Here is a 23752-nt window from a genome sequence, read left to right on the forward strand (position 1 = left end):
CGGATCAGGCGGCGGCCTTGCGCAGGTCGGTGGCCGGATCGCCCGCCGTTTCCGCGATCAGGGTCTTGCCCATCAGGCGACGCGCCGTGGCGAAGTCGCGCGGCTGATCCAGACAGACGGCGCCGACCAGCGCGCCGTCGCGCAGATAGAGGCGCACCGCCTCGCCGCGCGCCACGACGGCGTCGCCCGCCGTCGGGTCGCCGAGGATCTGCAGGTTGTGGTCGCACTGGGCGGTCCAGAACCAGGGCGTGGGTTCGGCCTCGGCGGGCCGGCCCAAGATGGCGAGGGCGGCGGCGCGAGCCGAGGTCTGGGCGTGGGCCCAGGTCTCCATGCGGGCGGCGGCCCCGTCGCGGACGCGCGCGGCCAGATCCCCCACGGCGAAGATGCGGTCGTCGGCGGGCGAGCGGTAGTCGTCGCCGACCAGAACCCCGCCCGCAACCGGCAGGCCCGCCGCCTCGGCCATTTCGGTCGAGGGGATGATGCCGATGCCGACGACGATCAGGTCGGCCTCGACGGTCGAACCGTCGTCCAGGCGGGCGAGAACCGCGCCGTCGGCGGCGTCTTCCAGCGCCTGCAGCGACCGGCCCAGCTTCACCTCCACGCCGATGCGGGCGTGGGCGGCGGCCAGCCATTCGGCGGCCTCGGCCGGGACATTGCGGCCCAGCAGCCGCTCGCCCGCCTCGATCACCGTGGCGGTCAGGCCGAGACCGCGCAGGGTCGAGGCCGCCTCCAGACCGATCACGCCGCCGCCGACCACCAGGGCGCGTGCGCCGGGTTTGGCCTCAGCCGCGATGGCGCGGGCGTCGTCGGCGGTGCGCAGATAGCGAACGGCGGGGTGGTCGGGCAGGGGCAGGCGGCGCACGCGGCCGCCCATGGCCAGCACCAAGGTGTCGAAGGCCTCGATCGATCCGTCGGCCAGTCGAACTTCGCCTCTGTCACGGTCGATGGCGACCGCCTTGGCGCCCAGTTTCAGGGTCACATCCAGCTCCGCCCACCGTTCGGCGGGCGCCAGCCAGACTGGATCGACCGCTTCGCCCGACAGGTAGTCCTTGGACAGGCTTGGACGTTCGTAGGGGGGGTGGGTTTCGTCGCCGACGACGAGGATAGACCCGGAAAAACCTAACTCGCGCAAGGTGATAGCAGTCGCGCCCCCGGCGTGCCCGGCTCCCAGGATGAGGATGCGTTCAGCCATTTGTGATCTCCGCTTTTCTCTGCACAGTGTGCAACGCATTTGACATAGATCAAAAACCACGACACCAATGCGGTCAACGGCGACATGAGATCGCTGCTTCGAATTCATTGTCCGGGAGCTTTCAGTGAACATCCCCGTACGCCCGCCGGAGGGCGCCAACAGCCGCGCATGGCCGGCCGATGTCGACGCCGCCGTGCCCTACTGGGTCTATACGGACCCCGCGATCTACGCCGAGGAACTGCAGAAGATCTGGTACGGGCCGCACTGGCTCTATGTCGGTCTGGAGTGCGAGCTGGCCGAGGTCGGCGACTGGAAGACGACGACCCTGGGCGAAAAGCCCTGCGTCATGGTCCGCTCGGGCGAGGACGAGATCTCGGTCGTCGAGAACCGCTGCGCCCACAAGGGCGTCAAGTTCTGCCAGACCCGCACCGGCCACTCCAAGGAGCTGATCTGCCCCTATCACCAGTGGTCCTATGCGCTGAACGGCGACCTGCAGGGCGTGCCCTTCCGTCGCGGCGTCAAGCGTCAGGGCGGCATGCCGTCGGACTTCGACCCCAGGGACCACAGCCTGAACAAGCTGCGCGTCGAGGTGGTCAACGGCGTGGTCTGGGCCACCTTCTCGGACGAGACGCCGCCCTTCCGCGAGTACCTCGGCGAAAAGTTCTGGAAGCACTACACTCGCGTCTATGACGGCCGGAAGCTGGAGGTGCTGGGCTACAACCGCCAGCACATTCCGTCGAACTGGAAGCAGATGCAGGAGAACATCAAGGACCCGTATCATGCGGGCCTGCTGCATGTGTTCTTCGCCACCTTCGGCCTGTTCCGCGCCGATCAGAAATCCGCCGTCGATATCGACGACGAGGGCCGCCACGGCATCCTGATCTCGCGCAAGGGCGAGCAGGAAAAGACCGAGGCCATGGCCGATATCCGCAACTTCCAGGGCGACCTGGTGCTGGAGGACCCCCGCGTCATGGACGTGGTGCAGGAGTTCCCGGGCGAAGAGACCGTCGGGATGATCACCATCTTCCCCAGCGTGATCTTGCAGCAGCAGGTCAACAGCCTGACCACGCGCCAGATCGTGCCCAAGGGGCCGAACGGGTTCGACTTCCACTGGACCCACTGGTGCTACGCCGACGACACGCCGGAGATGCGTCTGCGCCGCACGCGTCAGGCCAACCTGTTCGGCCCGGCGGGCTTCGTCTCGGCTGACGACGGCGAGGTTCTGGAAATGACCCAGCAGGGCGCCGCCGGTTCGCCGGACGCCAACATGATCCTGCAGATGGGCGGCCGCGAGATTGCCCCCACCGACCACCAGGTCACCGAGACCGCCGTACGCGGCATGTGGCGCTATTGGCGCAAGGTGATGGGCCTGTGAGCGAGACCATGACCATTGCTCGCGACGAGATCCGCGACCTGTACGACGCCTATTACGGCGTGCTGGACGACGTCGATCTGCACGCCTGGCCCGACTTTTTCACCGAGGACTGTCTGTATCGGGTGATCCCGCGTGAGAACTATGAGGCCGGCTACACCCTGTGCACCATGCAGGCCGAGAGCCGCGGGATGCTGAAGGACCGGGTGACCGGCCTGACGCGGACCCAGATGTATGCGCCGCGCTACTACCGCCGCTTCCCCACCGCGCCGCGCGTGGTCGAGCAGGGCGTGGCCCAGGCAGAGGAGGGCGTGCGCGTTCGCCACAACCTGCTGGTGGTGCAGACCCTGGTGGACAAGCAGTCGGACATCATCCTGTCCGCCGTCTGCCACGACCGCATCGTCCGCGACGGCGACCGCCTGCGCTTTGTCGAACGCGTCGTCGTCTTCGATTCCGAAATGATCCCCAACAGTCTGGTGTATCCCGCATGACCGAAGCCGCGACCCTGTCGTGGGTGGCGACTTTGCCGCCCTCGGCCCTCGAAGAACATGGCGTGGCCAAGGCCAGCGCCAACGGCCTGAACGTCGCCCTCTATGTCGTGGACGGCGAGTATTTCGCCACCGCCGACCTGTGCACCCACGGCGCCGCCAGCCTGTCGGACGGCTTCCTGGACGGCGAGCTGATCGAATGCCCGCTGCATCAGGGCACCTTCAACGTGAAGACCGGCGCGCCGGTCGACGCCCCGTGCTCGGTCGCCGTGCGCAGCTTCCCGGTGAAGCTGCAGGACGGCCTGCTGCACGTCGGCATGGAGGGCTGAGCCATGCACGAGGTCCTGTCCAACGACCAGCAGTCCCAGCTGAACGCCCTCTATGAGCAGATGGAGCCGGAAGGCCTCTATCCCCTGTGGGAGAAGCTGTCGGCCCTGGTCCTGCCCAAGCCGGACTCGCCGGCCAAGGTCCACAAGTGGTCCTATGACAACGCCCGCGACTACCTGATGCGGGCGGGCGACCTGATCAGCGCCAAGCAGGCCGAGCGCCGGGTGCTGATCCTGGAAAATCCCGGCCTGCCGGGTCATTCGGGCATCACGCCCAGCCTCTACGCCGGTCTGCAGCTGATCCTGCCGGGCGAGATCGCCCCGGCCCACCGCCACGCCCAGTGCGCCCTGCGCTTCGTCATGGAGGGCGGCGGCGCCTATACCTCGGTGGACGGCGAGAAGGCGGTGATGCAGCCCTTCGACCTGGTGCTGACGCCGGGCGGCCAGTGGCACGACCACGGCAATCCGACCGAGACGCCGATGATCTGGCTGGACGGTCTGGACATCCCCACCGTTCGCCACTTCGACGCCAGCTTCGCCGAGGGCTATTCGGAAGACCAGTTCCCCGAACAGGCCCCGGCCGGCGACAGCCTGAACCGCTATGGCCGCAACATGCGTCCGCTGAAGGGCCACACGGCGGATCGTCGTCCGGCGCATCAGCCCCTGTTCCACTATCCCTACGCCGAGTGGCGTCCGGCGCTGGACGCCATGGCCGAGAGCGGGGCCGAGATCGACCCGCATCTGGGTCATGCGCTGGAGTTCATGAACCCGATCAACGGCGGGCCGATCATGGCCACCATCTCGGCCCATGTCCGCCTGCTGCCGGAAGGCTTTGAGAGCAAGCCGCGCCGCTCGACCGACGGAACCATCTTCGTGGTGGTTGAAGGGACGGGCGAGGCGGTCATCGAGGGCGAGACCATCGCTCTGAAGCCGCGCGACATCGTGGTCGTGCCGTCGTGGAAATCGGTCGCCTTCAAGGCGTCCAGCCGACTGGTCCTGTTCGGATACTCCGACAAGGCCTGTCAGGAAAAACTGAACCTCTACAAGGAAGAGAACGCATGAGCCTGCTGTTCCAACCGCAAGCGCCCGTGCTTGCCCCGACCAACACCGGGGACGAATTCCCGGTCCGCCGCATCTTCTGCGTCGGCCGCAACTACGCCGCCCACGCCCGCGAAATGGGCCGCGACCCGGACCGCGAGCCGCCCTTCTTCTTCACAGCCTGGGCCGAGACCGTGGTGCTGGACGGGGCGACCATCGCCTATCCGTCCAAGACCGAGAACTTCCACTATGAGGCCGAGCTGGTCGTCGCCATCGGCAAGGGCGGTCGCAACATCGCCGTCGAGGACGCGCTGGATCACGTCTGGGGCTACGCCACCGGCCTCGACATGACGCGCCGCGACCTGCAGCTGGAAGCCCGCGCTCAGGGCCGCCCGTGGGACACCGGCAAGAACGTCGAGCAGTCGTCGCCGCTGGGCCTGATCCACAAGGCGGGCGAGGGCTTTGATCCCGAGCACGGCAAGATCGAGCTGACCGTCAACGGCGAGGTCAAGCAGTCGGCGGACCTGGCCGACCTGATCTGGCCGGTGGCGGACATCGTCGCCTACCTGTCGGGTCTGTGGGAGATCCAGCCCGGCGATCTGATCTACACCGGCACCCCCGCGGGCGTCGGCGCGGTGGTTCCTGGCGACGCCATGACGGTCGCCATCGACGGCCTGACCCCGCTCAACATCAAGGTCGGCCCGCCCGCCGCCTGATCCGCTTCACACGCATCATCAATCACGGAGAGGCGCGCGACAGACGCGCCCTCCGCAGGAGGACTACATCAATGGCAGCCATGGGTGAGGGGGGCGGCAACGCCGTCATCGACCGGGCCAAATTCGGCCCGCTACAGTTCGGCGTCACGGCGCTGTGCTTCATCATCGCCATGCTTGACGGCTTCGACACCCAGTCGATCGCCTTCGTCGCGCCCAAGATCGCCGAGGACTGGGGCCTGGCCCCGTCGGCGTTCGGCCCGATCTTCGCCATCGGCCTTCTGGGGCTGACGGTCGGCGCCTTCACCCTGAGCCCGGCGGCGGACAAGTTCGGCCGCAAGACGGTCATCCTGATCTCGACCTTCATCTTCGGCCTGTTCGCCCTGCTGACGGCCTTCTCGACCTCGATGAACGAGCTGCTGATCTACCGCTTCATCACCGGCGTCGGTCTGGGCGCCGCCATGCCCAACATCATCGCCCTGACCAGCGAATACGGCCCGGCCCGCCTGCGCGCGACCCTGGTGACGGTCATGTTCTGCGGCTTCCCCCTGGGCTCGACCATCGGCGGCCTGATCTCGACCTGGCTGATCGCCCACTTCGACTGGCACTCGGTCTTCGTCGTCGGCGGAGTCCTGCCGCTGCTGCTGCTGCCGGTGCTCTGGTTCATGCTGCCGGAATCGGTGCGCTTCCTGGTCGCCAAGGGCGCGCCGGAGCACAAGATCGCCCCCATCGTGAAGAAGATCGACGCTGACGCCTCGGTCAGCGAATTCATCGCCGGCCTGAAGCACGAGCAGTCGTCGGCGGCCAAGGGCTTCTCGGTCTTCCAGCTGTTCCGTGAGGGCCGCACGCCGGTGACCCTGCTGCTGTGGGTCGCCTTCTTCATGAACCTGCTGGTCATGTACTTCCTGGTGAACTGGCTGCCGACCCTGCTGAAGGGCGCCGGTCTGCCGCTCAGCATGGCCATCCTGTCGACCGCGACCCTGAACATGGGCGGCGTCGTCGGCGCCATCGTCCTGGGCCGGATGATCGACAAGATCAGCCCCTATGTCGTCCTGGGTTCGGCCTATGCCGCCTCGGCCGCCTTCATCGCCCTTCTGGCCTTCGGCGGCACCAACCTGACGGTTCTGCTGGTCGGCGCAGCCCTGTCCGGCTTCGGCGTCGTCGGCGCCCAGATCGGCTGCAACGCCCTGACGGCGGCCGTCTATCCGACCGCTATCCGCGCCACGGGCGTGGGCTGGGCCCTGGGCGTCGGCCGCATCGGCGCCATCGTCGGACCTCTGGTCGGCGGCGTGCTGCTGGCCGCCGGCTGGACGCCGCAGTCGCTGATCCTGCTGGCTGTCATCCCAGCCGTGATCGCCTCGATCGCGGTCTTCACCCTCGGCGGCGTGCGTCGTCGCGCCGGAGTCTGACCCCATGATCCTGCACGGTTATTTCCGCTCCACGGCCTCCTGGCGGGTTCGTATCGCCCTGGGTCTCAAGGGACTGGAGGCCGTGCAGGTCATCCACCACCTGCGCAAGGGCGAGCAGCGGGCGCCGGAATACCTGGCGCTCAACCCGCAGGGGTTGCTGCCATCCTTCGTCACCGACGACGGCGCGGTCCTGACCCAGTCGCTGGCCATCATCGAATACCTCGACGAGACCTCGCCCGAGCCGTCGCTGCTGCCCGCCGATCCGGTGCAAAGGGCCAGGGTCCGCGCCGTGGCTCAGGCCGTCGCCTGCGACATCCACCCGGTTCAGAACCTCAAGGTGCTGCAACGCCTGCGCGACCTCGGTCTGGGCGAAGAAGTGGTTCAGGCCTGGGCCGCCACCGTCATCGAGGAAGGCCTCGACGCGGTCGACAAGCTGCTGGCCGACCAGCCGGGGCCCTTCGCCTTCGGCGATGCTCCGACCCTGGCCGACCTCTGCATCGTGCCGCAACTGGGCAACGCCCGTCGCTTCGGCGTCGAGGTGCGCTGGCCGCGCCTGCTGGCCATTGAAGCGGCCTGCCTCGAACTGCCCGCCTTCCAGAACGCGGTCCCGGGCAAACAGCTCGACGCCGAATAATCATCCCAATCGAACCGAGCGCGGAGCCAACCGCGCCCTTTCCCGGAGGACATCCATGAGTATCGCCGCTGCGGCCGCCGCCGCATTGCTTTCGCACGCCACTATACCCGCCCCCATGCCTGCGGACGCCGAGGCGCCGATCCAGACCGCGCCTGTTGCGGCTCCGGCCGCCGGGCCTGCCACGGCGCCGGCCGCGCCGCCGCCGTTCAAGATGATCAATCACGACGAGAGCTATGCCTACCTGGCCGATCCGGCCAAGCGCACCTCGACCTGGTCGAAGTTCAAATATGTCCCGGTCGGCGGCGAGGGCAGTCCCGTCTGGGCCAGCTTCGGCGGCGAACTGCGTTTCCGCGCCGAGCACCGCGACAACGAGCGCTTCGGCCGCGGCCTTCAGGACACCGGCGGCGACTTCCAGACCCGCGCCCGCCTGTGGGGCGAACTGAACCTGGGGTCTTCGCTGCGGGCCTTTGTCGACGTGCAGGACGCCCGCACCTCGGGTCTGGCCAGCGGCGAACCGGTGATCGAGGAAAACCGCACCGATCTGCATCAGGCCTTCCTTGAGGCCAAGACCGGTCTGGGCGAGGGCAGCTTGCGCGTCCGCGCCGGGCGTCAGGAGTTCGGTCAGGGCGGCTTCCGCCTGTTCGACATGCGCGAGGGCGCCAACGCCCGCGTGGCCCTGGACATGGTCCGGGTCATGTACGACAGCCCGACCGGTTGGAGCGGCGGCGCCTTCGCCGGCTACGCCCTGCGCGAAGGCAAGGCCTCGTGGGACGACGCCACCAACTTCGACTATCGCCTCTACGGCGCGACCGCTGCGAAGACGCTGGGGCAGGGGGCGACGGCGCCGAAGCTGGAGCTGCTCTACGCCAACACCGACCGGCTGGTGACGCCCTTCTATGGCCAGGTGGCGGGCCGCGACGACCGTGACACCCTGTCGGTGCGTCTGACCGGCAAGGTCGCGCCCTGGGACTATGAGATCAAGGCTGTTAGGCAGTGGGGCTCGTTCCGCGATCTCGACATCGACGCCTGGTTCTTCTCGGCGGTCGGCGGGCGCACCTTCTCGGGCGTCAAGTGGTCGCCGCGCGTCGCCGTGCGTCTGGACGTCGGCTCGGGCGACAAGGACCCCAACGACGGCAAGCTGAACAGCTTCAACCCCCTGTTCCCGCAACCGGCGGCCCTGCGCACGGATCTGGGCTTCGCCAACATGGTGCTGCTGCAGCCCGAGGTGACGGTGCGCCCGACGCCCAAGCTGACGCTCGGCGCCAACACCGCCGGCCTGTGGCGCCAGAGCAAGGACGACGGTCTCTACGCCCTGTCCGGCATGGTGCTGCGCGGCGCCAACGAGGGGCAGTCCTCCTATGTCGGCTGGCGCACCGGCGTCTTCGCCCGCTACGCCCTGACGCCCTATGTCTCGCTGATGGGCGTGGCCAACTACACCAAGGCCGGCGACTTCCTGAAGGAAACCGGCACGGCGGAGGACCAGTCCTATCTGGGGACCTTCCTGACCTTGCGCTTCTGAGGCGCATGGCGGGTTGGGCCGTCGTCGGCGAGGCGGCGGCCACAACCTGTGGCGAATGCGTCGCCGGCCCTCCCCATGTCGGATAGGGGGATGTAAGGAAGCGCATGCGCCAGACATTCGACGAAACCACCGATCCGTCCTTCGGGGCCAAGCACCTGCCTTTGCTCCGCGCCGAGATGGCCAAGCAGGGCCTCGACGGCCTGCTGGTCCCGCACGAGGACGAGCATCAGAACGAATACCTGCCCGACGCTAATGAGCGACTGGCGTGGGTCAGCGGCTTCACCGGCTCGGCCGGGGCGGGCGTGGTGTTGAAGGACCGCGCGGCGGTCTTCGTCGACGGCCGCTACACGGTACAGGCCAAGGCCCAGACCGATCCGGCCCTGTTCGAGCGCGTCGAACTGAACAAGCTGGCCGCCTGGCTGGAGGGCGTGAGCGCCGGTTCGGTCATCGGCTATGACCCACGCCTGCACAGCCCCGACGCCCTCGCCACTCTGCGCGCGGCGGTTGAGAAGGCCGGGGCGACGCTGAAAGCGGTCGAGCCCAACCCCATCGATCTGGCCTGGGGCGACGCCCGTCCGGCCCAGCCGCAGGCGCCGGTCGTGCCGCACGACGACCGCTATACCGGCGAGAACGCGGCGTCCAAGCGCGTCCGCATCGGTCAGGCCATCAAGGCAAAAGGCGCGGACGTGGCTGTGTTGACCTCGCCGTCGTCGCTGGCCTGGCTGTTCAACATTCGCGGCGGCGACGTGATCCGCACGCCCCTGCCGCTGGGACAGGCCGTGGTGAAGGCGGACGGGACGGCCAGCGTCTTCCTCGATCCGGCCAAGGTGACGAATGAGCTGCCCGGCTGGCTGGGCGACGCCGTGACGCTGGAGACGTCCGAGGCGCTGCCCGGCGCGCTGGACGCCCTGTCAGGGCGCAAGGTGATGATCGATCCGGCCGTGTCCTCGGCCTGGTATTTCGACCGGCTGGAAGCGGCGGGCGCGGCTATCGTTCGCGGCATGGACCCCTGCGCCCTGCCGCGCGCCCAGAAGAACGACGTCGAGATCGAGGGCAGCCGTCAGGCGCACATTCGCGACGGCGCGGCCCTGACCCGCTTCCTGCATTGGGTGGATACGGTCGCGCAGAAAACCCTGCCCGACGAGCGGGCGGTGGTCGAGGCGCTGGAGGGCTTCCGCGAGGCGACGGGGATGCTGAAGGATCTGTCCTTCGACACCATCGCCGGGGTCGGGCCGAACGGCGCCCTGCCGCACTACAAGCCGGTCGGCGCCAAGATCCGGCCGATGGAGGCGGGTTCGCTTCTGCTGGTGGACGGCGGCGGTCAGTATCTGGACGGGACCACGGACGTGACCCGCACCATGGCCATCGGCGAGGGCACGGCGGATCAGCGCCGGATGTTCACCCTGGTCCTGAAGGGCCATATCGCCATGGCGGTGATCCGTTTCCCCGCCGGGACGACGGGCCACCAACTGGACGCCGTGGCGCGCCAGCCCCTGTGGAACGCCGGCTTCGACTTTGACCATGGCACCGGCCATGGCGTCGGGTCGTATCTGGGCGTGCATGAGGGGCCGCAGCGCATCGCGCCCTATGTCAACACCCAGCCGTTGCTGACCGGCATGATCCTGTCGAACGAGCCGGGCTATTACCGTGAAGGCGAGTGGGGCATCCGCATCGAGACGCTGCAGGTCGTCACGGCCCCGACGCAGGTTCCGGGCGGCGAGCGGCCGATGCACGGCTTCGAGCAGCTGACCCTGGCGCCGCTGGATCGTCGTCTGATTGATGTGGCTCTGCTGACCGCCGACGAGCGCGCCTATGTGGACGCCTATCACGCCGAGGTTCTGGCCAAGGTCGGGCCTCTGCTGGCTGAGGGGGTACAGAAGGACGAGGCGGCGCTGGAATGGCTGAAGGCGCAGACGGCGCCGCTGTAGGCCGATGATCGGCGCCATCGCCCTGTTGCTCGTCTGCCACTTGGCGGGCGAGGTGATCCACCGGCTGACGGGCCTGCCCCTGCCGGGGTCGGTGATCGGCATGGTGCTGCTGCTGGCGTGGCTGGCCTTTGTGCCGAGAGAGCGGCTGACGCTGACGCAGGTGACGGGCTGGCTGACGGCGCATCTGTCGATCATGTTCGTCCCTGCCGCCGTGGGCGTGATGGAGGAGGGGGCGATCCTGTCGCGCTATGGCCTCGGCATCGTCGTGGCGGTGGTGGTTTCGACCCTGCTGACCTTGGCGGTGACGGCTCTGGTGTTCCGCGCCGTGGCGGGGCGGGATGAGCCTGAGCCGGAAGCTGAGGAGAGCGCGTCGTGAGCGATCTGATCGCGACGCCGCTGCTCTGGCTGGCGGTGACGCTGGTGGTGTTCGAGGCGGCCGACACCCTGTCGCGGCGCAGCAGGCGTCATCCGCTGTGCCATCCGGTGCTGCTGGCGACGCCGGTGCTGATCGGGGTGCTGCTGGCGACGAAGACGCCCTATGCCACCTATGCCGAGGCGACGCAGGTATTGGGCTTTCTGCTGGGACCGGCGGTGGTGGGGCTGGCCGTGCCCATCTGGGCGCAGCGGGCGACGATCCGGCGTCTGGCAAAACCTCTGACCTGCGCCCTTCTGGCCGGGGCCGTGACGGCCATCGTCAGCGCCGTGGGCATTGTCTGGCTGTTCGGCGCGCCGGCTGAGATCATGGCCTCTATCGCCCCGCGCGCCACGACTACGCCGGTGGGGATGGCGGTGGCTTCGCAGCTGGGCGGCATACCGGCCCTGGCGGCGGTGATCGTGCTGATGTCGGGGGTGTTCGGGGCGATGACGGCGACGCCGTTGCTGAACCTGCTGAAGATCAGGGACTGGCGGGCGCGGGGCTTTGCAGTCGGGGTGTCGGCGCACGGCTTTGGCGCGGCGCGGGCCTTTCAGGTGGACCAGACGGCGGGCGCCTTCGCCAGTCTGGGCATGGCGCTGAATGCAGTAGCGACGGCGACCATCCTGTCCATCGTGGCCAGTCTGATCTGAGGCGCGCCCCTTGAAATAAGGCCATACGGCGCCCATCTAAAAGGCGTCGGCGGATGCGCCGCCGACCCCCTCACATCAGAAGGAATGCGCGAATGAAGATGCGCAAGCTGGGCCATGGCGGCCCTGAGGTCTCGGCCGTCGGTCTGGGCTGCATGGGCATGAGCGCCTTTTACGGCGGCGCCGACGAGGCCCAATCCATCGCGGTGATTCACCGCGCGCTCGACCTGGGCGTCACCCTGTTCGACACGGCCGAGATGTACGGCCCCCACACCAATGAAGTCCTGGTGGGCAAGGCGCTGAAGGATCGGCGCGACAAGGCCTTCATCGCCACCAAGTTCGGCATCAACCGCCAGCCGGACGGCTCGGCCGTCACGGACGGTTCACCCGCCAACGTGCGCCGCGCGGTCGAGGGCAGCCTGAGCCGCCTCGGCGTCGATCACATCGACCTCTATTACCAGCACCGCATCGACCCCAATACGCCGATCGAGGAGACGGTCGGGGCGATGGCCGAACTGGTGAAGGAGGGCAAGGTGCGCTTCCTGGGCCTGTCCGAGGCGGCGCCCGCCACCTTGCGCCGCGCCCACGCCGTGCATCCGATCACGGCTTTGCAGACCGAATATTCGCTGTGGAGCCGTGACCCGGAGGACGAACTGCTGGGCGTGGTGCGTGAACTGGGCATCGGCTTCGTGCCCTACAGCCCGCTGGGACGGGGCTTCCTGTCGGGCGACATCAAGTCGATCGACGACCTGGCGCCCGACGACTTCCGCCGGACGAACCCGCGCTTTGCGGGCGACAACTTCCAGAAGAACCTCGATCTGGTCGGTGCGGTCGGCGCTATCGCTACGGACAAGGGCGTGACGGCGGCGCAACTGGCCTTGGCCTGGGTGCTGGCTCAGGGGGATGATCTGGTTCCCATCCCCGGCACGCGCCGCATCGCCACGCTGGAGCAGAACGCGGCGGCGGCGGATATCGTGCTGACGCCAGATGATCTGGCGCGGATCGAGGCCGTCTTCCCGCGCGGGGCGGCGGTGGGCGAGCGCTATGCGCCCGGCGGCATGAGTTCGCTGAACCGCTGATGTGAAACGCCTCCCTCGCGATCGCGGGGGAGGCGTTCTGCATTTGGGGCTGTAGGGCCGACTACTGGATGCGGGTCCAGGTTTGGGTCTTGCACAGGGGGGCGACGATGCAGCCGCGTAGGCGCAAGGAATTGTCGTTGGTCATGGTGATGGTGCCGCGATAGGTGCCGCCGTCCGCCGGGTTGTAGACCGAACCGCCCCGCCATTCGGTCGGGCCGCCCGTGAAGCCGCTGAGCATGGTGAGGCCGCGCAGGGTGCGGTTGCGCTGGCTGGCGTCCTTGTTGTGTTCGTCGCGGGCGTTGGGCTGGGCGCGGATATGGTCGGAGGTCACCAGGGTGCCGCACAGGGCCTGACCGCAGCGGGCGATGCGCACTTGACCGCCGTTGGTCGGCGTCTGCCACAGGCCGGTCGGGTCGCCGGCGAGGGCGGGGGAGGCCAAGGCGGCGGCGACGATGGCGGCGGCGGCCAGGACGGAGAACTTCATCGGGCGTATTCCTTCACACGGACCGTTGAGCCGATCCCTTGAGTGAAGGGTGATCCTGGTTTCGGTCCGAAACAAGGCCCAAAATTGTGACGTTCAATCAATGATTACATGACCTTAGGTCAATATTTGAGCGTGATGGTCGACTAAGGCGATGGATTTCCGGGGCTTTCTGTCGCCCATCAAACGGCGCGCTGGCGGCGCGGGCGTGACCCGGCCGAGGAGCAGGGGCTGTAGCCAGCGGCGTGCAGGCGGCCGAGGCTGACGCCAGTGGCCCCAGCGAGCGTGGCGGCGCAGGCGGCCCTGTGAACTTGCAGCGCCTGCAGCGCGACCGAGGCGCAGGCGAAGGCGTCTTCGGCGGCGTCGTGGTGTTTGAACTGGATGCCCAGTTCGGCGCAGACATTGTTCAGCTTGTGCGAGGCGAACTCGGGCCAGGTGATCTGGGCCAGCTTGACGGTGCAGAGGTAGTCGAACTCGGGATAGGCGAGGCCGTAGTGGTCGCAGGTCCCGCGAATGACGCTGACGTCGAAGGCGGCGTTGTGAGCCAGCACCGTCCGGCCTTGCAGGCGCGGGGCGATGGCGGCCAGGACGGCGGGGAATTCCTCTGCGTCCTCGACCTGTTCGGGGCCGATGCCATGGAAGGCGATGTTGAAGCTGGCGAAGCGCATCCCCGGCGGGCGAATGTAGTGGTGCTCGACGGATTCGATGACGCCGTCGTTGATCCAGGCGAGGCCGATCGAGCAGGGGCTGGACCTCTGCTCGTTTGCGGTTTCGAAGTCGATGGCGACGGCGTGCATCAGGCGATCAATTCCAGCCATTCGTCTTCGGTCAGGACAGTCACGCCATGTTTCTCGGCGTCTTTCAGCTTGGACCCCGCGCCGGGGCCGGCGACGACATAGTCGGTCTTTTTCGACACTGAGCCCGAAACCTTGGCCCCTAGGCTTTCGGCGCGGGCCTTGGCCTCGTCGCGGGTGAAGCGTTCCAGCGAGCCGGTGAAGACGACCGTCTTGCCCGCCACGGGGCTGTCGGTGGTCGGGGCGGCGACGTCCTCGACCGCATCCAGTTCGGCCAGCAGGGCGTCCATGACGGCCTGGTTGTGCGGCTCGTGGAAGAAGTGGGCCAGGGCGTCGGCGGCGACAGGGCCGACGCCGGAGACGCCCGCGATCTGGTTCAGGATTTCGGAGGGGCCCTCAAGGCGGGCGACCCTGGCCCAGCGGGTCAGGTCGGACCAGCCGCCCGAGATTTCCGCCAGCGAGCGGCGGGCGAGCGCGGCCATGCCGGGGAAGGCGAGGGCGATCTTCTGATCCATGGGCGCTTCCGGCCAGGGATCGTCGGCGGGCGGGGTCGCTTCGGCCATCAGGCCCAGGACGCGGGTCGAGATGGCGTGGGTGGCGGCCAGGGCCTTCCAGTCGTCGCTGGCCAGACCGTTCGAGGCGGCCATGCAGGCGTCCTTGAAGGCGGTCCAGCTGCCGAAGGCGCGCGACAGGACCAGGGAGGTCTGCTCGCCGATGTCGGGCACGCCCAGACCGAAAATCAGGCGGTCGAGGCTAATGGTGCGGCGGGCGTTGATGCCAGCGATCAGGTTGCGGACGCTGGTCTCGCCATAGCCGTCCTCGGCGCGCAGCAGGGCCAGCTTCTGCTCGTCGCAGGCGAGCCGGAAGATGTCCGCCGGCTCCTTGATCCAGCCACGCGCATGGAAGGCGATAAGCTGTTTTTCTCCAAGCCCTTCAATGTCAAAGGCGCGGCGGCTGACAAAATGCTTCAAGCGCTCGACGATCTGGGCGTCGCAGATCAGGCCGCCGGTGCAGCGGCGTTTGACCTCGTCGCCCTCGCGCACGGCTTCCGATCCGCAGACGGGGCAGGCGTGGGGGAAGGCGAAGGGTTGGGCGTCTGCGGGGCGCAGGGTTTCGACCACGCCGACGATCTGGGGGATGACGTCGCCGGCACGCTGCAGGATGACGGTGTCGCCGATGCGCACGTCCTTGCGGGCGATCTCGTCCTCGTTATGCAGGGTGGCGTTGCGCACCACCACGCCGCCGACGGTGACGGGGTGCAGGCGGGCGACAGGGGTCAGGGAGCCGGTGCGGCCGACCTGGATGTCGATGCCTTCCAGAACCGTCGTCGCCTGCTGCGCCGGGAACTTGTGGGCGATGGCCCAGCGGGGGCTGCGAGCGATGAAGCCGAGGCGCTGCTGCCAGTCCAGCCGGTCGACCTTGTAGACCACGCCGTCGATGTCGTAGCCGAGGCCGCTGCGGTCGGTTTCCAGCCCGCGATAGACGTCGATCAGACCCTCGGCGCCCTCGACGCGGTTGGAGCGGTCGTTGACCTGGAAGCCCCAACTGCGGAAGGCCTCCAGCGCGCCAGCTTGCGTTTCCGCGAACGGGGCCGAGGTCTCGCCCCAGGCGTAGGCGAAGAAGGTCAGGGGGCGCTTGGCCGTGATCTTCGGGTCTTTCTGGCGCAGCGAACCGGCGGCGAAGTTGCGCGGGTTGGCGTAGGTGCGGCGGCCCTCGGCCTCGGCGGCGGCGTTGAAGGCGTCGAAGGCGTCGTTGGGTGCATAGACCTCGCCCCGGATTTCGATGACGTCGGGCCAGCCTGAGCCGGTCAGGGTCTGGGGGATGGATGCGAGCGTGCGCAGGTTGGCGGTCACGTCCTCGCCGGTCTTGCCGTCGCCGCGCGTGGCACCCTGGACCAGAACGCCCTTTTCGTAGCGCAGGCTGGCGGACAGGCCGTCGATCTTGGGCTCGGCGACGAAGGCGATGGGCTCGTCGCCCGGCAGTTTCAGGAAGCGGGCGATGCGGGCGACGAAGTCGCGCACCTCGCCGTCGTCGAAGGCGTTGTCCAGCGACAGCATGGGCACGCCGTGGCGGACTTCGGCAAACTGGCTGGAGACGGGGGCGCCGACCCGCTGCGACGGGGAGACGGGGCTGGTCAGGGCGGGGAAGGCGGCCTCGATGGCCAGGGCGCGGCGCTTCAGCTCGTCGTAGTCGGCGTCGGAAATCTCGGGCGCGGCGTCGGCATAGTAGAGGGCGTCGTGGCGGGCCAGTTCGGCCGACAGCTGCGCCAACTCCTCGCAGGCCTGGTCTTCGGTCAGGGTTTCGACGGGAGTTTCGGACATGGGAATCGCGCGGTCAGCCTTGTTCAGTCGCGGTGTTTAGCATCGGCGGCCACGAGATCGCAGCGTCCATGACAGAAACGTAATCTGACGCCGGGCGCGACGCCCGCTAGCGTCCCGCCGACCGTTTTGCCCGGAGCCTTTCATGCGTCCTGTCTTCGCCAGCCTGACCGCTATCGCCGCCGCCCTGACGCTGGCCGCCTGTGAGACGACTACGCCTGTGGCGAGTGAGGCGGCGCCCGTCGCGGCGACCGCTGACTACAGCCAACTGATGGATGACCTGCGCATCCTGTCGGCGGACGACATGCAGGGGCGCGACACCGGATCGGAAGGCGGGGCCAGGGCCCGTGAGTACATTGTCGGGCGTCTGGAGGCCCTGGGCGTCCAGCCGTCGCCCATGGGGCGGTTGCAGCCCTGGGAGATGCAGGGGCGGACGCGCGAAGGGACGAAGACCTTCAACGGGACCAACATCATCGGCGTCATTCCCGGCACACGGGTGTCCGACAAATACATCGTGGTCACGGCCCACTATGACCACGTCGGGGTCAACAACGGCCAGATCTACAACGGCGCCGATGACAACGCTTCGGGCGTGGCGACCATGCTGGAGTTGGCCAAGCGGCTGAAGGCTGCTCCGCCCGAGCACAGCGTCCTGATCGTCGCCCTGGACGGCGAGGAGCGCAGCCTGCTGGGCGCCAAGCATTTCGTCGAGGCGCCGCCCGTGCCGCTGTCGTCGATCTCGATGAACCTCAACTTCGACATGACGGCGCGGGCCGACAGCGACGGCAAGCTGTGGGTCACTGGCACCTATCAGCATCCCTATTTCCGCCCGGTGCTGGAGCGGATCGCGCCGCGTGGGACCGTGTCCCTGGCCTTCGGCAAGGACACGCCCGAGGACAAGGGCGCGGACAACTGGGTCGAGGCGTCGGACCACGCCGCCTTCCACCGCGCGGGCCTGCCCTTCCTCTATTTCGGCGTGAACTATCACGCGGACTATCACCGCCCGACGGATGATTTCGAGAAGGTGGTTCCGGCCACTTTCCAGTCCTCGACGGAGCTGGCCATTGAAGGGTTCCGCGCGCTGGACGCCTGGCTGGATCAATAGGGCCTCTGCTGCAAAGGCTTCGCAAACATAGGCCTTGAATCCGCCTTCAGAGCGGCGTTCTGTCGCACCCTCATCAGTCGAGGAAATACCGATGTCGACAGTTCAGGGTTTTGATCTTCAGCGGGTCCAGAAACTGCGCAAGCTGGCTCTGCTGGGCGGCATCGTCGCCGTGGTGGCGCTGGCCTTCTTCACGCGGTCGATGGGCGGCGAGACGGCCCTGCATGAAGGGCTGGAGGCCTTTGGCCTGGCGCTGATCGCCGTCTGCATCGTCGGGCGGGCCTGGTGCGCGCTCTATATCGGCGGGCGCAAGAAGGCCGAGATTGTGGATCGCGGGCCCTATTCGATCAGCCGTAATCCGCTCTATGTCTTCAGCTTCATGGGGGCCTTCGGCGTGGGCGCCCAGACGGGCAGCGTGACCCTGGCGAGCCTGTTCCTGCTGCTGACGGTCGCGGTCTTCTACGCCACAGTGAAGCGAGAGGAGGCCTGGCTGACGGGGGCGTTTGGTCAGACCTATCTGGACTATTGCGCGCGGACGCCGCGCTTTGGGCCGGACTTCTCGAGGTGGCGGGATGCGGAATCGCTGGACGTGCGGCCGCGCTTTTTCCTGACGACGCTGCGTGACGGTCTGGTCTTCCTTTTGGCCGTGCCGCTGTTCGAGTCGGTGGAGCGGTTGCAGGACATCGGCTGGCTGTCGGCCCTGATCCATCTGCCGTGAGCCGAGGTTTCGTGACCAGAGCGCATTTCGCCGCCGTTGCGGCCCTGGCTGGCCTGATGGCGCTGGCGGCCTGTGACCGGCCGGCAAGGGGGCCGGAGGAGCCGGCGGCGTCCAAGGCCTCTGCCTTCAGGCACGATCTGCCCGAGGACGTGTCCGGCTACTACATTCCGACCGAAGAGGTGCGGATCGACAACTGGCGGCTGCACCACGTCTTCATGGGGCAGGTTCCGGACTTCATCGCCTGGCGGGACGGCGAGCGACCGGCGGGCTTTGCGCCGGTGATGATCGAGTTCGAGGACATGGTCGGGCCGCCGCTGGAAAACGGGAACCGGCGTCGGCTGCGGCTGATTCCAGCGGCCTATGACGTGACCGAGAGCCGGGTGCGGGTTCAGGCCCTGTCGGGGGGGCTGGGCGCAGTCTCGTTCGATGGAAAGCTCGACCAAGGCGCGCTGGCGACGGCGCGGCGCAATCTGGGAGACAAGGGTGTCGTCCTGAAGGGGACGCTCAAGGTCGGAAACCGGACCTTTAACAACGTATCGATGCGGTGGTGGGCGGGGGACTGATCCCCCGCCGCTGATACCGGCGCCTTAGGCGACGGTCGCCTTGACGATCTTGCCCGGCGCGCGGGGCGGCTCGCCCTTGGGCAGGGCGTCGACGTGGTCCATGCCTTCGATCACTTCGCCCCAGACGGTGTACTGGCCGTCCAGGAAGCGGGCGTCGTCGAAGCAGATGAAGAACTGCGAGTTGGCGCTGTCCGGGTTGGCGGTGCGGGCCATGGAGCAGACGCCGCGGACGTGCGGCTCCTTCGAGAATTCCTGCTTCAGGTTCGGCTTCTTCGAGCCCGAGGTGCCGGTGCCCGTCGGGTCGCCGCCCTGAGCCATGAAGCCCGGAATCACGCGGTGGAAGACCACGCCGTCGTAGAAGCCTTCCTTGGCCAGGTCGGTGATCTGCTTGACGTGGTTCGGCGCCAGGTCGTCGCGCAGCTTGATGACGACGTTGCGGTCTTCGCCGTCGCCGGTGTCCAGGGTGAAGGTCAGGGTTTGGTCGGCCATGGGGCTCTCCTTGGGGTGTGCGGACTAGAATTGTGCGCGGGTCATAGCGGCTGAACGCTGTCACGGCTATGTGGGAAGCATGACTGACGACGAAAAGCCCTCTGACAAGCCGCCGGAACGCCGCCGGATGGTTCGCCCGCCCACGGGCGGCACCGCCGCTGGGCGCGGCCTGGGCCAGAAGATCAAGACTGCCGACAAGAAGTCGATGTCGAGCCAGCAGTGGATCAAGCGCCAGCTGTCGGACAAGTGGTCCGAGCGTGCGCGGGCCGAGGGCTGGCGCAGCCGCGCGGCCTTCAAGCTGATCGAGATCGACGACCGATTCCGCCTGATCAGGAAGGGCTCGCGGGTCATCGACCTGGGCGCGGCGCCGGGCGGCTGGATTCAGGTGGCCCTGGATCGCGGCGCGACGGCGGTGGCGGGCGTCGACCTGTTGATGATCGAACCGATTCCCGGCGCGACCCTGATTCAGGCCGACTTCACCCATCCGGGCGTGGACCAGCAACTGATCGACGCCATTGGCGGGCGACCGGACCTGGTGCTGTCGGACATGGCGCACAACACCGTGGGCCACCGTCAGACGGACCACCTGAAGATCATCGCCCTGATCGAGATCGCCGCTGACTTCGCCATCCGCACGCTGAAGCCGGGCGGGAATTTCGTATCCAAGAACTTCCAGGGCGGCGACGCCGGGGGCGTGCTTGCCCGTCTGCGCGAAGAGTTCGAGACGGTGAAATACGTGAAGCCGGATTCGAGCCGCAAGGGCAGCGCCGAGGTGTTTCTGGTGGCGCTGAACAAACGGTAGAATTGGCCTTTCCGGTCTGTCGTGGTCTTGTAGCTGGTGTCGCACCGCCGTGGCGGGATGGAGCCGGACATGATCACTGAAATGATCGCCGCCTTGATCTTGACCGGGGCCGTGAACGAGCAGGCGTCGGCTGTTCCGGTTTCGGAGCTGCGCGGCTTGAGCGTGGCCGGTGCGGCGATGCGGCTGGGGGCGGCGCGTGATCCTGCGCCGGCCATCAGCATGGTCGGACCGCGTGGGCGGGTCGATGTCTATCCGGTGCAGGCATTGACGCCGACAGCGCCCAATCGCGGGGTCTGCGAGGCCCGGCTGGTTCCGCCCGAACGGGCCGACGATTCCGTTCAGCTCTATGGACCGAACGCCTGGGCCGGGGCCTATCCGCGCACAGCCGCCATCTATGTGGTTGCGCGCGACGGCAGGGTGGTCGAGGTGCTCAATCCGCTGATGCGCTCTCAGCCACCGCGCGCCCAAGGTGAAAGCGCCGAGCGCTACACAAGGCGACTGATGCTGAAGGATCGCGATCCCTGGCTGTCGGTTGCGCCCGGCCGTCTGCCGCTGTCGGATCTGGACGGCTTTCTGGAGCGACGTCCTGATCTTGCAGCGCCCGCCGAGGCGGTGGTGAAGCGGGCCTGTCGCACGGCGCCGACTATTCTTGCGGAACCCCGAACAGATACGACGGGCGTGCTGCAAGGGTTGGCGTTGCTGCCCTTCGCCTGGCGTCTGCCGGCCCTGAACGAGCAGCGCCGCGAGGCCCAGGTCCGGGGGGCGGCCCTGTTCGCGCGGATGAGGTTGGGGGAGGCCGTCCCGGGGGGCGGCGCCCGTTTCGCGGCCGAGAACCCCGGTGTGCGCCGCTATGCCGATGCCGAAGACCCGACCTATGAGGTGTTGTCGATCGACATGGGGGCGGATGCCAGCAACAATCTGGCGCGTATGAACGCCGCCGCTCTGGTCGGTTTGCGCGATGGGCGAGTGGTATGGCTGGCCGATGGCGGGGCGGCCGCCGGCCTGGGCCTGTTGACCGCGATGTGCGTGGACCGATCGCGGCAAGCGACCAACCATCGGCCGGGCTGCACCGATACGGGCTACTTCTACCCCTGAGCCGCTCCAGCGCGGCGACGAAGATCAGGCTGCCGCCGCTTCCGCCGCCCGACGGGCCTTGTTCGCTTCGATGCGGGTCCAGATGCGGTCGTGCAGGGTGAAGAAGACCGTCTGAACCAGGGGCTCGACCGTGCCGATGGCCAGGGCGATGCGCCAGTCGCGGGTCAGGGCGAAGGCCACCAGAACCGCCACGGTGAAGTGCATGACGCCATAGGTCACGGTCTTCAGCGCCACCTGTTTCAGGCTGCGGGGCAGGGCGTGGCTGTGGCCATGGTGGCCGTGGTGGTTGTGGGCGCGGTTCTGCTCATGGGCGTTCATCAGCTCCAGGCGGGCGGTGACGGCCTCGGCGGTCTCCTCGAAGCCTGACAGCATCCGGCGCTGCTCGATGCGGTGCCAGACGCGGTCGTGGATCGAATAGGCCAGGGTCTGGACGATGGGTTCGACCACGCCTACCGCCAGGGCGATGCGCCAGTCGCGGGTCAGTGCAAAGGCCACCAGAATCGCGACGATCAGGTGCATGACGCCATAGCTCGCGATCTTAAGCGCGAGGCGGCGGGCGGTGCTGATCAACGTGCGAACCATTCGCAATACTTGGGTCTGGGCGCGCCGAAGCGCAAGGCAATTCCTCTTATTCCCAGCATAGCTCCGGCTTGGGGTTGCGGTTCCCCGCCATCGGGCGTTATACGCGGCCCGCAAAACGGAGACTCCCCATGGAGATACGCGAAGGCCTTACCTTCGACGATGTTTTGCTCGAACCCGGCCCGTCCGAGATCATGCCTGCGATGGCGGATGTCTCGACCCAGCTGACGCGCAACATCAAACTGAACATCCCGCTGCTGTCGTCCGCCATGGACACGGTGACCGAAAGCCGGTTGGCGATCGCCATGGCCCAGGCCGGCGGTCTGGGCGTGCTTCACCGCAACATGACCATCGAGGAGCAGGCCGAGCAGGTCCGCGCCGTCAAGCGCTATGAAAGCGGCATGGTCATCAACCCGGTGACCGTCTCGCCCGACACGACCCTGGGCGAGGTTCGCCAGATCGTCGCCGCCAAGAAGATCACGGGCTTCCCGGTGGTCGATCCGGCCACAGGCAAGCTGGTCGGCATGCTGACCAACCGCGACATGCGTTTCGAAGGCGATCCGTCGATCAAGGCCTCGGCCCTGATGACCACGGGCGACCTGATCACCGTGCGCGAGGGCGCCGGTCGTGAGGAGGCGTGGAACCTGCTGCGCACGCGCAAGATCGAACGCGTCATCGTCGTGGACGAGGACTATCGCGCCGTCGGCCTGATCACGATGAAGGACATCGAGAAGGCCCAGGCCTTCCCGAACGCCGCCAAGGACGAGCAGGGTCGCCTGCTGGTCGGCGCCGCCTCGACGGTCGGCGACGCCGGCTACGAGCGCGCCATGGCTCTGGCGGAAGCCGGCGCCGACGTGGTGGTGATCGACACCGCCCACGGCCATTCGGCCTCGGTGGCCCAGGTGGTCGAGCGCATCAAGCGCGAGAACAACCGTCTTCAGATCATCGCCGGCAACGTCGCCACCTATGACGCCACCCGCGCCCTGATCGACGCGGGCGCCGACGCCGTGAAGGTCGGCATCGGTCCGGGCTCGATCTGCACCACCCGCATCGTCGCGGGCGTGGGCGTGCCGCAGCTGACGGCCATCATGGATTCGGCCCGCGCCGCCAAGGGCACGGGCGCCACGGTCATCGCCGACGGCGGCATCAAGTATTCGGGCGACATGGCCAAGGCCATCGCGGCTGGCGCCAGCGTCGCCATGATGGGCTCGATGTTCGCGGGCACCGACGAAAGCCCCGGCGAGGTCTTCCTGTACCAGGGGCGCAGCTACAAGTCGTACCGCGGCATGGGCTCGGTCGGCGCCATGGGCGCGGGCTCGGCGGACCGCTACTTCCAGAAGGAAGTCTCGTCCGAGAAGCTGGTGCCGGAAGGCATCGAGGGCCAGACCGCCTACAAGGGGCCGATCGCACCGGTCATCCACCAGATGGTCGGCGGCCTGCGCGCCTCCATGGGCTATGTCGGCGGCGCCACGATCAAGGACTTCCAGGAACGCGCCCGCTTCGTGCGCATCACCAATGCGGGCCTGCGCGAAAGCCATGTCCACGACGTGATGATCACACGCGAAGCGCCGAACTATCGTCAGGGCTGATCCCCTGATCCGCTCCCGGTCTTCGGATCGGGAGCGGTTTCGTATTTGAGCCGGGAGGGCAGGGCGTGACGATTGAACTGATTTATCTGGCGGCGACGTTGATCCTGGCCCTGGCGCAGGTTCTGCTCCCGGCGGGGATCAGGGAACTGGAGTTCGGTCTGGTCTGGGGCACAGGGTCACGCGATCACACGCCGGTTTCGAAGAACCTGATCCTCGGTCGCCTCGAAAGGGCCAAGGCCAATCTCTATGAGACCCTTCCGCTGTTCATCGGCGCTGTCCTGATCGCCCATGTCACGGGCGCGGAGAGCGCCCTGACCCTGTGGGGAGCCGCCCTCTATTTCTGGGCGCGCCTCGCCTATATTCCGCTCTACGCCCTGGGCGTGCCCGTTGTCCGGTCGCTGGTCTGGATCGTCTCTCTGGTGGGACTGATCCTGGTCCTTACGGCCCTTTTCATCTGATCCG

General features: G+C 67.7%; 25 protein-coding genes. 19 read left to right on the forward strand and 6 right to left on the reverse strand.

The genetic code is table 11. The features are described from left to right. Window positions 1-4: 4 nt before the first annotated feature. The gene (locus IFE19_RS06465; RefSeq protein WP_207826582.1) at window positions 5-1192 is read right to left on the reverse strand and encodes an NAD(P)/FAD-dependent oxidoreductase; all 1188 of its coding nucleotides are present in this window, start codon (window positions 1190-1192) and stop codon (window positions 5-7) included. Between the two features lie 124 nt (window positions 1193-1316). Between IFE19_RS06465 and IFE19_RS06470 the strand changes: the two genes are divergently transcribed. The 12 genes from IFE19_RS06470 to IFE19_RS06525 all read left to right on the forward strand — a co-directional run bounded on the left by IFE19_RS06470 (window position 1317) and on the right by IFE19_RS06525 (window position 12760). Further along, the gene (locus tag IFE19_RS06470) at window positions 1317-2567 is read left to right on the forward strand and encodes an aromatic ring-hydroxylating dioxygenase subunit alpha (RefSeq protein ID WP_207826584.1); all 1251 of its coding nucleotides are present in this window, start codon (window positions 1317-1319) and stop codon (window positions 2565-2567) included. Between the two features lie 8 nt (window positions 2568-2575). Then, window positions 2576-3055, forward strand: a complete 480-nt coding sequence (locus IFE19_RS06475; RefSeq protein ID WP_207826586.1) for an aromatic-ring-hydroxylating dioxygenase subunit beta — start codon at window positions 2576-2578, stop codon at window positions 3053-3055. Beyond that, on the forward strand, window positions 3052-3381 hold the full coding sequence (locus tag IFE19_RS06480) for a non-heme iron oxygenase ferredoxin subunit (RefSeq protein WP_207826588.1): 330 nt from the start codon (window positions 3052-3054) through the stop codon (window positions 3379-3381). The genes IFE19_RS06475 and IFE19_RS06480 overlap by 4 nt, the downstream gene beginning before the upstream one ends. Before the next feature lie 3 nt (window positions 3382-3384). After that, window positions 3385-4440 (forward strand): gentisate 1,2-dioxygenase, encoded by a 1056-nt coding sequence (gene gtdA / locus IFE19_RS06485; protein ID WP_207826590.1) that lies wholly within the window; start codon window positions 3385-3387, stop codon window positions 4438-4440. Beyond that, window positions 4437-5132 (forward strand): fumarylacetoacetate hydrolase family protein, encoded by a 696-nt coding sequence (locus tag IFE19_RS06490; RefSeq protein ID WP_207826592.1) that lies wholly within the window; start codon window positions 4437-4439, stop codon window positions 5130-5132. Before gtdA ends, IFE19_RS06490 begins: the two co-directional genes overlap by 4 nt. Window positions 5133-5203: 71 nt before the next feature. After that, window positions 5204-6538 (forward strand): MFS transporter, encoded by a 1335-nt coding sequence (locus IFE19_RS06495; protein WP_207826594.1) that lies wholly within the window; start codon window positions 5204-5206, stop codon window positions 6536-6538. A gap of 4 nt (window positions 6539-6542) precedes the next feature. Next, window positions 6543-7172 carry a maleylacetoacetate isomerase gene (gene maiA / locus IFE19_RS06500; protein WP_207826596.1) on the forward strand — a complete coding sequence of 210 codons (630 nt, stop codon included), beginning with the start codon at window positions 6543-6545 and terminating at the stop codon, window positions 7170-7172. 55 nt (window positions 7173-7227) lie between these two features. Then, complete coding sequence (locus IFE19_RS06505) at window positions 7228-8691, forward strand: alginate export family protein (RefSeq protein WP_207826598.1); 1464 nt, start codon at window positions 7228-7230, stop codon at window positions 8689-8691. 104 nt (window positions 8692-8795) lie between these two features. Continuing rightward, window positions 8796-10619 carry an aminopeptidase P family protein gene (locus IFE19_RS06510; protein ID WP_207826600.1) on the forward strand — a complete coding sequence of 608 codons (1824 nt, stop codon included), beginning with the start codon at window positions 8796-8798 and terminating at the stop codon, window positions 10617-10619. 4 nt (window positions 10620-10623) lie between these two features. After that, window positions 10624-10995 (forward strand): CidA/LrgA family protein, encoded by a 372-nt coding sequence (locus IFE19_RS06515; RefSeq protein WP_207826602.1) that lies wholly within the window; start codon window positions 10624-10626, stop codon window positions 10993-10995. Beyond that, a complete protein-coding gene (locus IFE19_RS06520) occupies window positions 10992-11684 on the forward strand; it encodes an LrgB family protein (RefSeq protein ID WP_207826604.1) in 693 nt (230 codons plus the stop codon). The genes IFE19_RS06515 and IFE19_RS06520 overlap by 4 nt, the downstream gene beginning before the upstream one ends. Before the next feature lie 92 nt (window positions 11685-11776). After that, window positions 11777-12760, forward strand: a complete 984-nt coding sequence (locus IFE19_RS06525) for an aldo/keto reductase (protein ID WP_207826606.1) — start codon at window positions 11777-11779, stop codon at window positions 12758-12760. 61 nt (window positions 12761-12821) lie between these two features. On the opposite strand, the gene IFE19_RS06530 is transcribed toward IFE19_RS06525, so the two are convergent. The 3 genes from IFE19_RS06530 to ligA all read right to left on the reverse strand — a co-directional run bounded on the left by IFE19_RS06530 (window position 12822) and on the right by ligA (window position 16356). Then, window positions 12822-13244, reverse strand: coding sequence for a DUF2147 domain-containing protein (locus tag IFE19_RS06530; protein WP_207826608.1), 423 nt, complete (start codon window positions 13242-13244; stop codon window positions 12822-12824). Window positions 13245-13423: 179 nt separating this feature from the next. Further along, window positions 13424-14059 carry a 3'-5' exonuclease gene (locus IFE19_RS06535; RefSeq protein ID WP_207826612.1) on the reverse strand — a complete coding sequence of 212 codons (636 nt, stop codon included), beginning with the start codon at window positions 14057-14059 and terminating at the stop codon, window positions 13424-13426. Next, on the reverse strand, window positions 14038-16356 hold the full coding sequence (gene ligA, locus IFE19_RS06540; RefSeq protein WP_207826614.1) for an NAD-dependent DNA ligase LigA: 2319 nt from the start codon (window positions 16354-16356) through the stop codon (window positions 14038-14040). The genes IFE19_RS06535 and ligA overlap by 22 nt, the downstream gene beginning before the upstream one ends. A 142-nt stretch (window positions 16357-16498) precedes the next feature. Between ligA and IFE19_RS06545 the strand changes: the two genes are divergently transcribed. The 3 genes from IFE19_RS06545 (at window position 16499) to IFE19_RS06555 (ending at window position 18736) form a co-directional block, all read left to right on the forward strand. Continuing rightward, on the forward strand, window positions 16499-17458 hold the full coding sequence (locus IFE19_RS06545; RefSeq protein ID WP_207826616.1) for a M28 family peptidase: 960 nt from the start codon (window positions 16499-16501) through the stop codon (window positions 17456-17458). A gap of 91 nt (window positions 17459-17549) precedes the next feature. After that, entirely contained in the window at window positions 17550-18173 is a 624-nt protein-coding gene (locus IFE19_RS06550; RefSeq protein ID WP_207826618.1) for a methyltransferase family protein, read from the forward strand. Between the two features lie 11 nt (window positions 18174-18184). After that, window positions 18185-18736: a hypothetical protein gene (locus IFE19_RS06555; RefSeq protein ID WP_225910434.1), complete on the forward strand. Its 552-nt coding sequence runs from the start codon at window positions 18185-18187 to the stop codon at window positions 18734-18736. Window positions 18737-18760: 24 nt separating this feature from the next. Here the strand turns inward: IFE19_RS06555 and IFE19_RS06560 are convergent, their stop codons facing one another. Continuing rightward, the gene (locus IFE19_RS06560) at window positions 18761-19225 is read right to left on the reverse strand and encodes a peptidylprolyl isomerase (RefSeq protein WP_087140057.1); all 465 of its coding nucleotides are present in this window, start codon (window positions 19223-19225) and stop codon (window positions 18761-18763) included. 79 nt (window positions 19226-19304) lie between these two features. On the opposite strand from IFE19_RS06560, the gene IFE19_RS06565 reads away from it, so the two are divergent. Continuing rightward, window positions 19305-20027 (forward strand): RlmE family RNA methyltransferase, encoded by a 723-nt coding sequence (locus IFE19_RS06565; RefSeq protein ID WP_207826620.1) that lies wholly within the window; start codon window positions 19305-19307, stop codon window positions 20025-20027. A 69-nt stretch (window positions 20028-20096) separates the two neighbouring features. Beyond that, a complete protein-coding gene (locus IFE19_RS06570) occupies window positions 20097-21122 on the forward strand; it encodes a hypothetical protein (protein WP_207826622.1) in 1026 nt (341 codons plus the stop codon). Window positions 21123-21146: 24 nt separating this feature from the next. On the opposite strand, the gene IFE19_RS06575 is transcribed toward IFE19_RS06570, so the two are convergent. Continuing rightward, the gene (locus tag IFE19_RS06575) at window positions 21147-21704 is read right to left on the reverse strand and encodes a DUF2061 domain-containing protein (protein WP_207826623.1); all 558 of its coding nucleotides are present in this window, start codon (window positions 21702-21704) and stop codon (window positions 21147-21149) included. A 128-nt stretch (window positions 21705-21832) separates the two neighbouring features. Between IFE19_RS06575 and guaB the strand changes: the two genes are divergently transcribed. Beyond that, the gene (gene guaB / locus IFE19_RS06580) at window positions 21833-23290 is read left to right on the forward strand and encodes an IMP dehydrogenase (RefSeq protein ID WP_207826625.1); all 1458 of its coding nucleotides are present in this window, start codon (window positions 21833-21835) and stop codon (window positions 23288-23290) included. Window positions 23291-23355: 65 nt separating this feature from the next. Further along, window positions 23356-23748 (forward strand): MAPEG family protein, encoded by a 393-nt coding sequence (locus IFE19_RS06585; RefSeq protein ID WP_207826627.1) that lies wholly within the window; start codon window positions 23356-23358, stop codon window positions 23746-23748. Window positions 23749-23752: the final 4 nt, after the last annotated feature.

The sequence above is a fragment of the Brevundimonas pondensis genome (assembly GCF_017487345.1).
GTDB classification, from domain to species: Bacteria; Pseudomonadota; Alphaproteobacteria; order Caulobacterales; family Caulobacteraceae; genus Brevundimonas; species Brevundimonas pondensis.

Coding starts and splice junctions, on each gene's coding strand:
- IFE19_RS06465 (WP_207826582.1), bottom strand. CDS start 1,192: ATGGCTGAACGCATCCTCATCCTGGGAGCCGGGCACGCCGGGGGCGCG.
- IFE19_RS06475 (WP_207826586.1), top strand. CDS start 2,576: ATGACCATTGCTCGCGACGAGATCCGCGACCTGTACGACGCCTATTAC.
- IFE19_RS06480 (WP_207826588.1), top strand. CDS start 3,052: ATGACCGAAGCCGCGACCCTGTCGTGGGTGGCGACTTTGCCGCCCTCG.
- gtdA (WP_207826590.1), top strand. CDS start 3,385: ATGCACGAGGTCCTGTCCAACGACCAGCAGTCCCAGCTGAACGCCCTC.
- IFE19_RS06490 (WP_207826592.1), top strand. CDS start 4,437: ATGAGCCTGCTGTTCCAACCGCAAGCGCCCGTGCTTGCCCCGACCAAC.
- IFE19_RS06495 (WP_207826594.1), top strand. CDS start 5,204: ATGGCAGCCATGGGTGAGGGGGGCGGCAACGCCGTCATCGACCGGGCC.
- maiA (WP_207826596.1), top strand. CDS start 6,543: ATGATCCTGCACGGTTATTTCCGCTCCACGGCCTCCTGGCGGGTTCGT.
- IFE19_RS06505 (WP_207826598.1), top strand. CDS start 7,228: ATGAGTATCGCCGCTGCGGCCGCCGCCGCATTGCTTTCGCACGCCACT.
- IFE19_RS06510 (WP_207826600.1), top strand. CDS start 8,796: ATGCGCCAGACATTCGACGAAACCACCGATCCGTCCTTCGGGGCCAAG.
- IFE19_RS06515 (WP_207826602.1), top strand. CDS start 10,624: ATGATCGGCGCCATCGCCCTGTTGCTCGTCTGCCACTTGGCGGGCGAG.
- IFE19_RS06525 (WP_207826606.1), top strand. CDS start 11,777: ATGAAGATGCGCAAGCTGGGCCATGGCGGCCCTGAGGTCTCGGCCGTC.
- IFE19_RS06530 (WP_207826608.1), bottom strand. CDS start 13,244: ATGAAGTTCTCCGTCCTGGCCGCCGCCGCCATCGTCGCCGCCGCCTTG.
- IFE19_RS06535 (WP_207826612.1), bottom strand. CDS start 14,059: ATGGCTGGAATTGATCGCCTGATGCACGCCGTCGCCATCGACTTCGAA.
- ligA (WP_207826614.1), bottom strand. CDS start 16,356: ATGTCCGAAACTCCCGTCGAAACCCTGACCGAAGACCAGGCCTGCGAG.
- IFE19_RS06545 (WP_207826616.1), top strand. CDS start 16,499: ATGCGTCCTGTCTTCGCCAGCCTGACCGCTATCGCCGCCGCCCTGACG.
- IFE19_RS06550 (WP_207826618.1), top strand. CDS start 17,550: ATGTCGACAGTTCAGGGTTTTGATCTTCAGCGGGTCCAGAAACTGCGC.
- IFE19_RS06560 (WP_087140057.1), bottom strand. CDS start 19,225: ATGGCCGACCAAACCCTGACCTTCACCCTGGACACCGGCGACGGCGAA.
- IFE19_RS06565 (WP_207826620.1), top strand. CDS start 19,305: ATGACTGACGACGAAAAGCCCTCTGACAAGCCGCCGGAACGCCGCCGG.
- IFE19_RS06570 (WP_207826622.1), top strand. CDS start 20,097: ATGATCACTGAAATGATCGCCGCCTTGATCTTGACCGGGGCCGTGAAC.
- IFE19_RS06575 (WP_207826623.1), bottom strand. CDS start 21,704: ATGGTTCGCACGTTGATCAGCACCGCCCGCCGCCTCGCGCTTAAGATC.
- guaB (WP_207826625.1), top strand. CDS start 21,833: ATGGAGATACGCGAAGGCCTTACCTTCGACGATGTTTTGCTCGAACCC.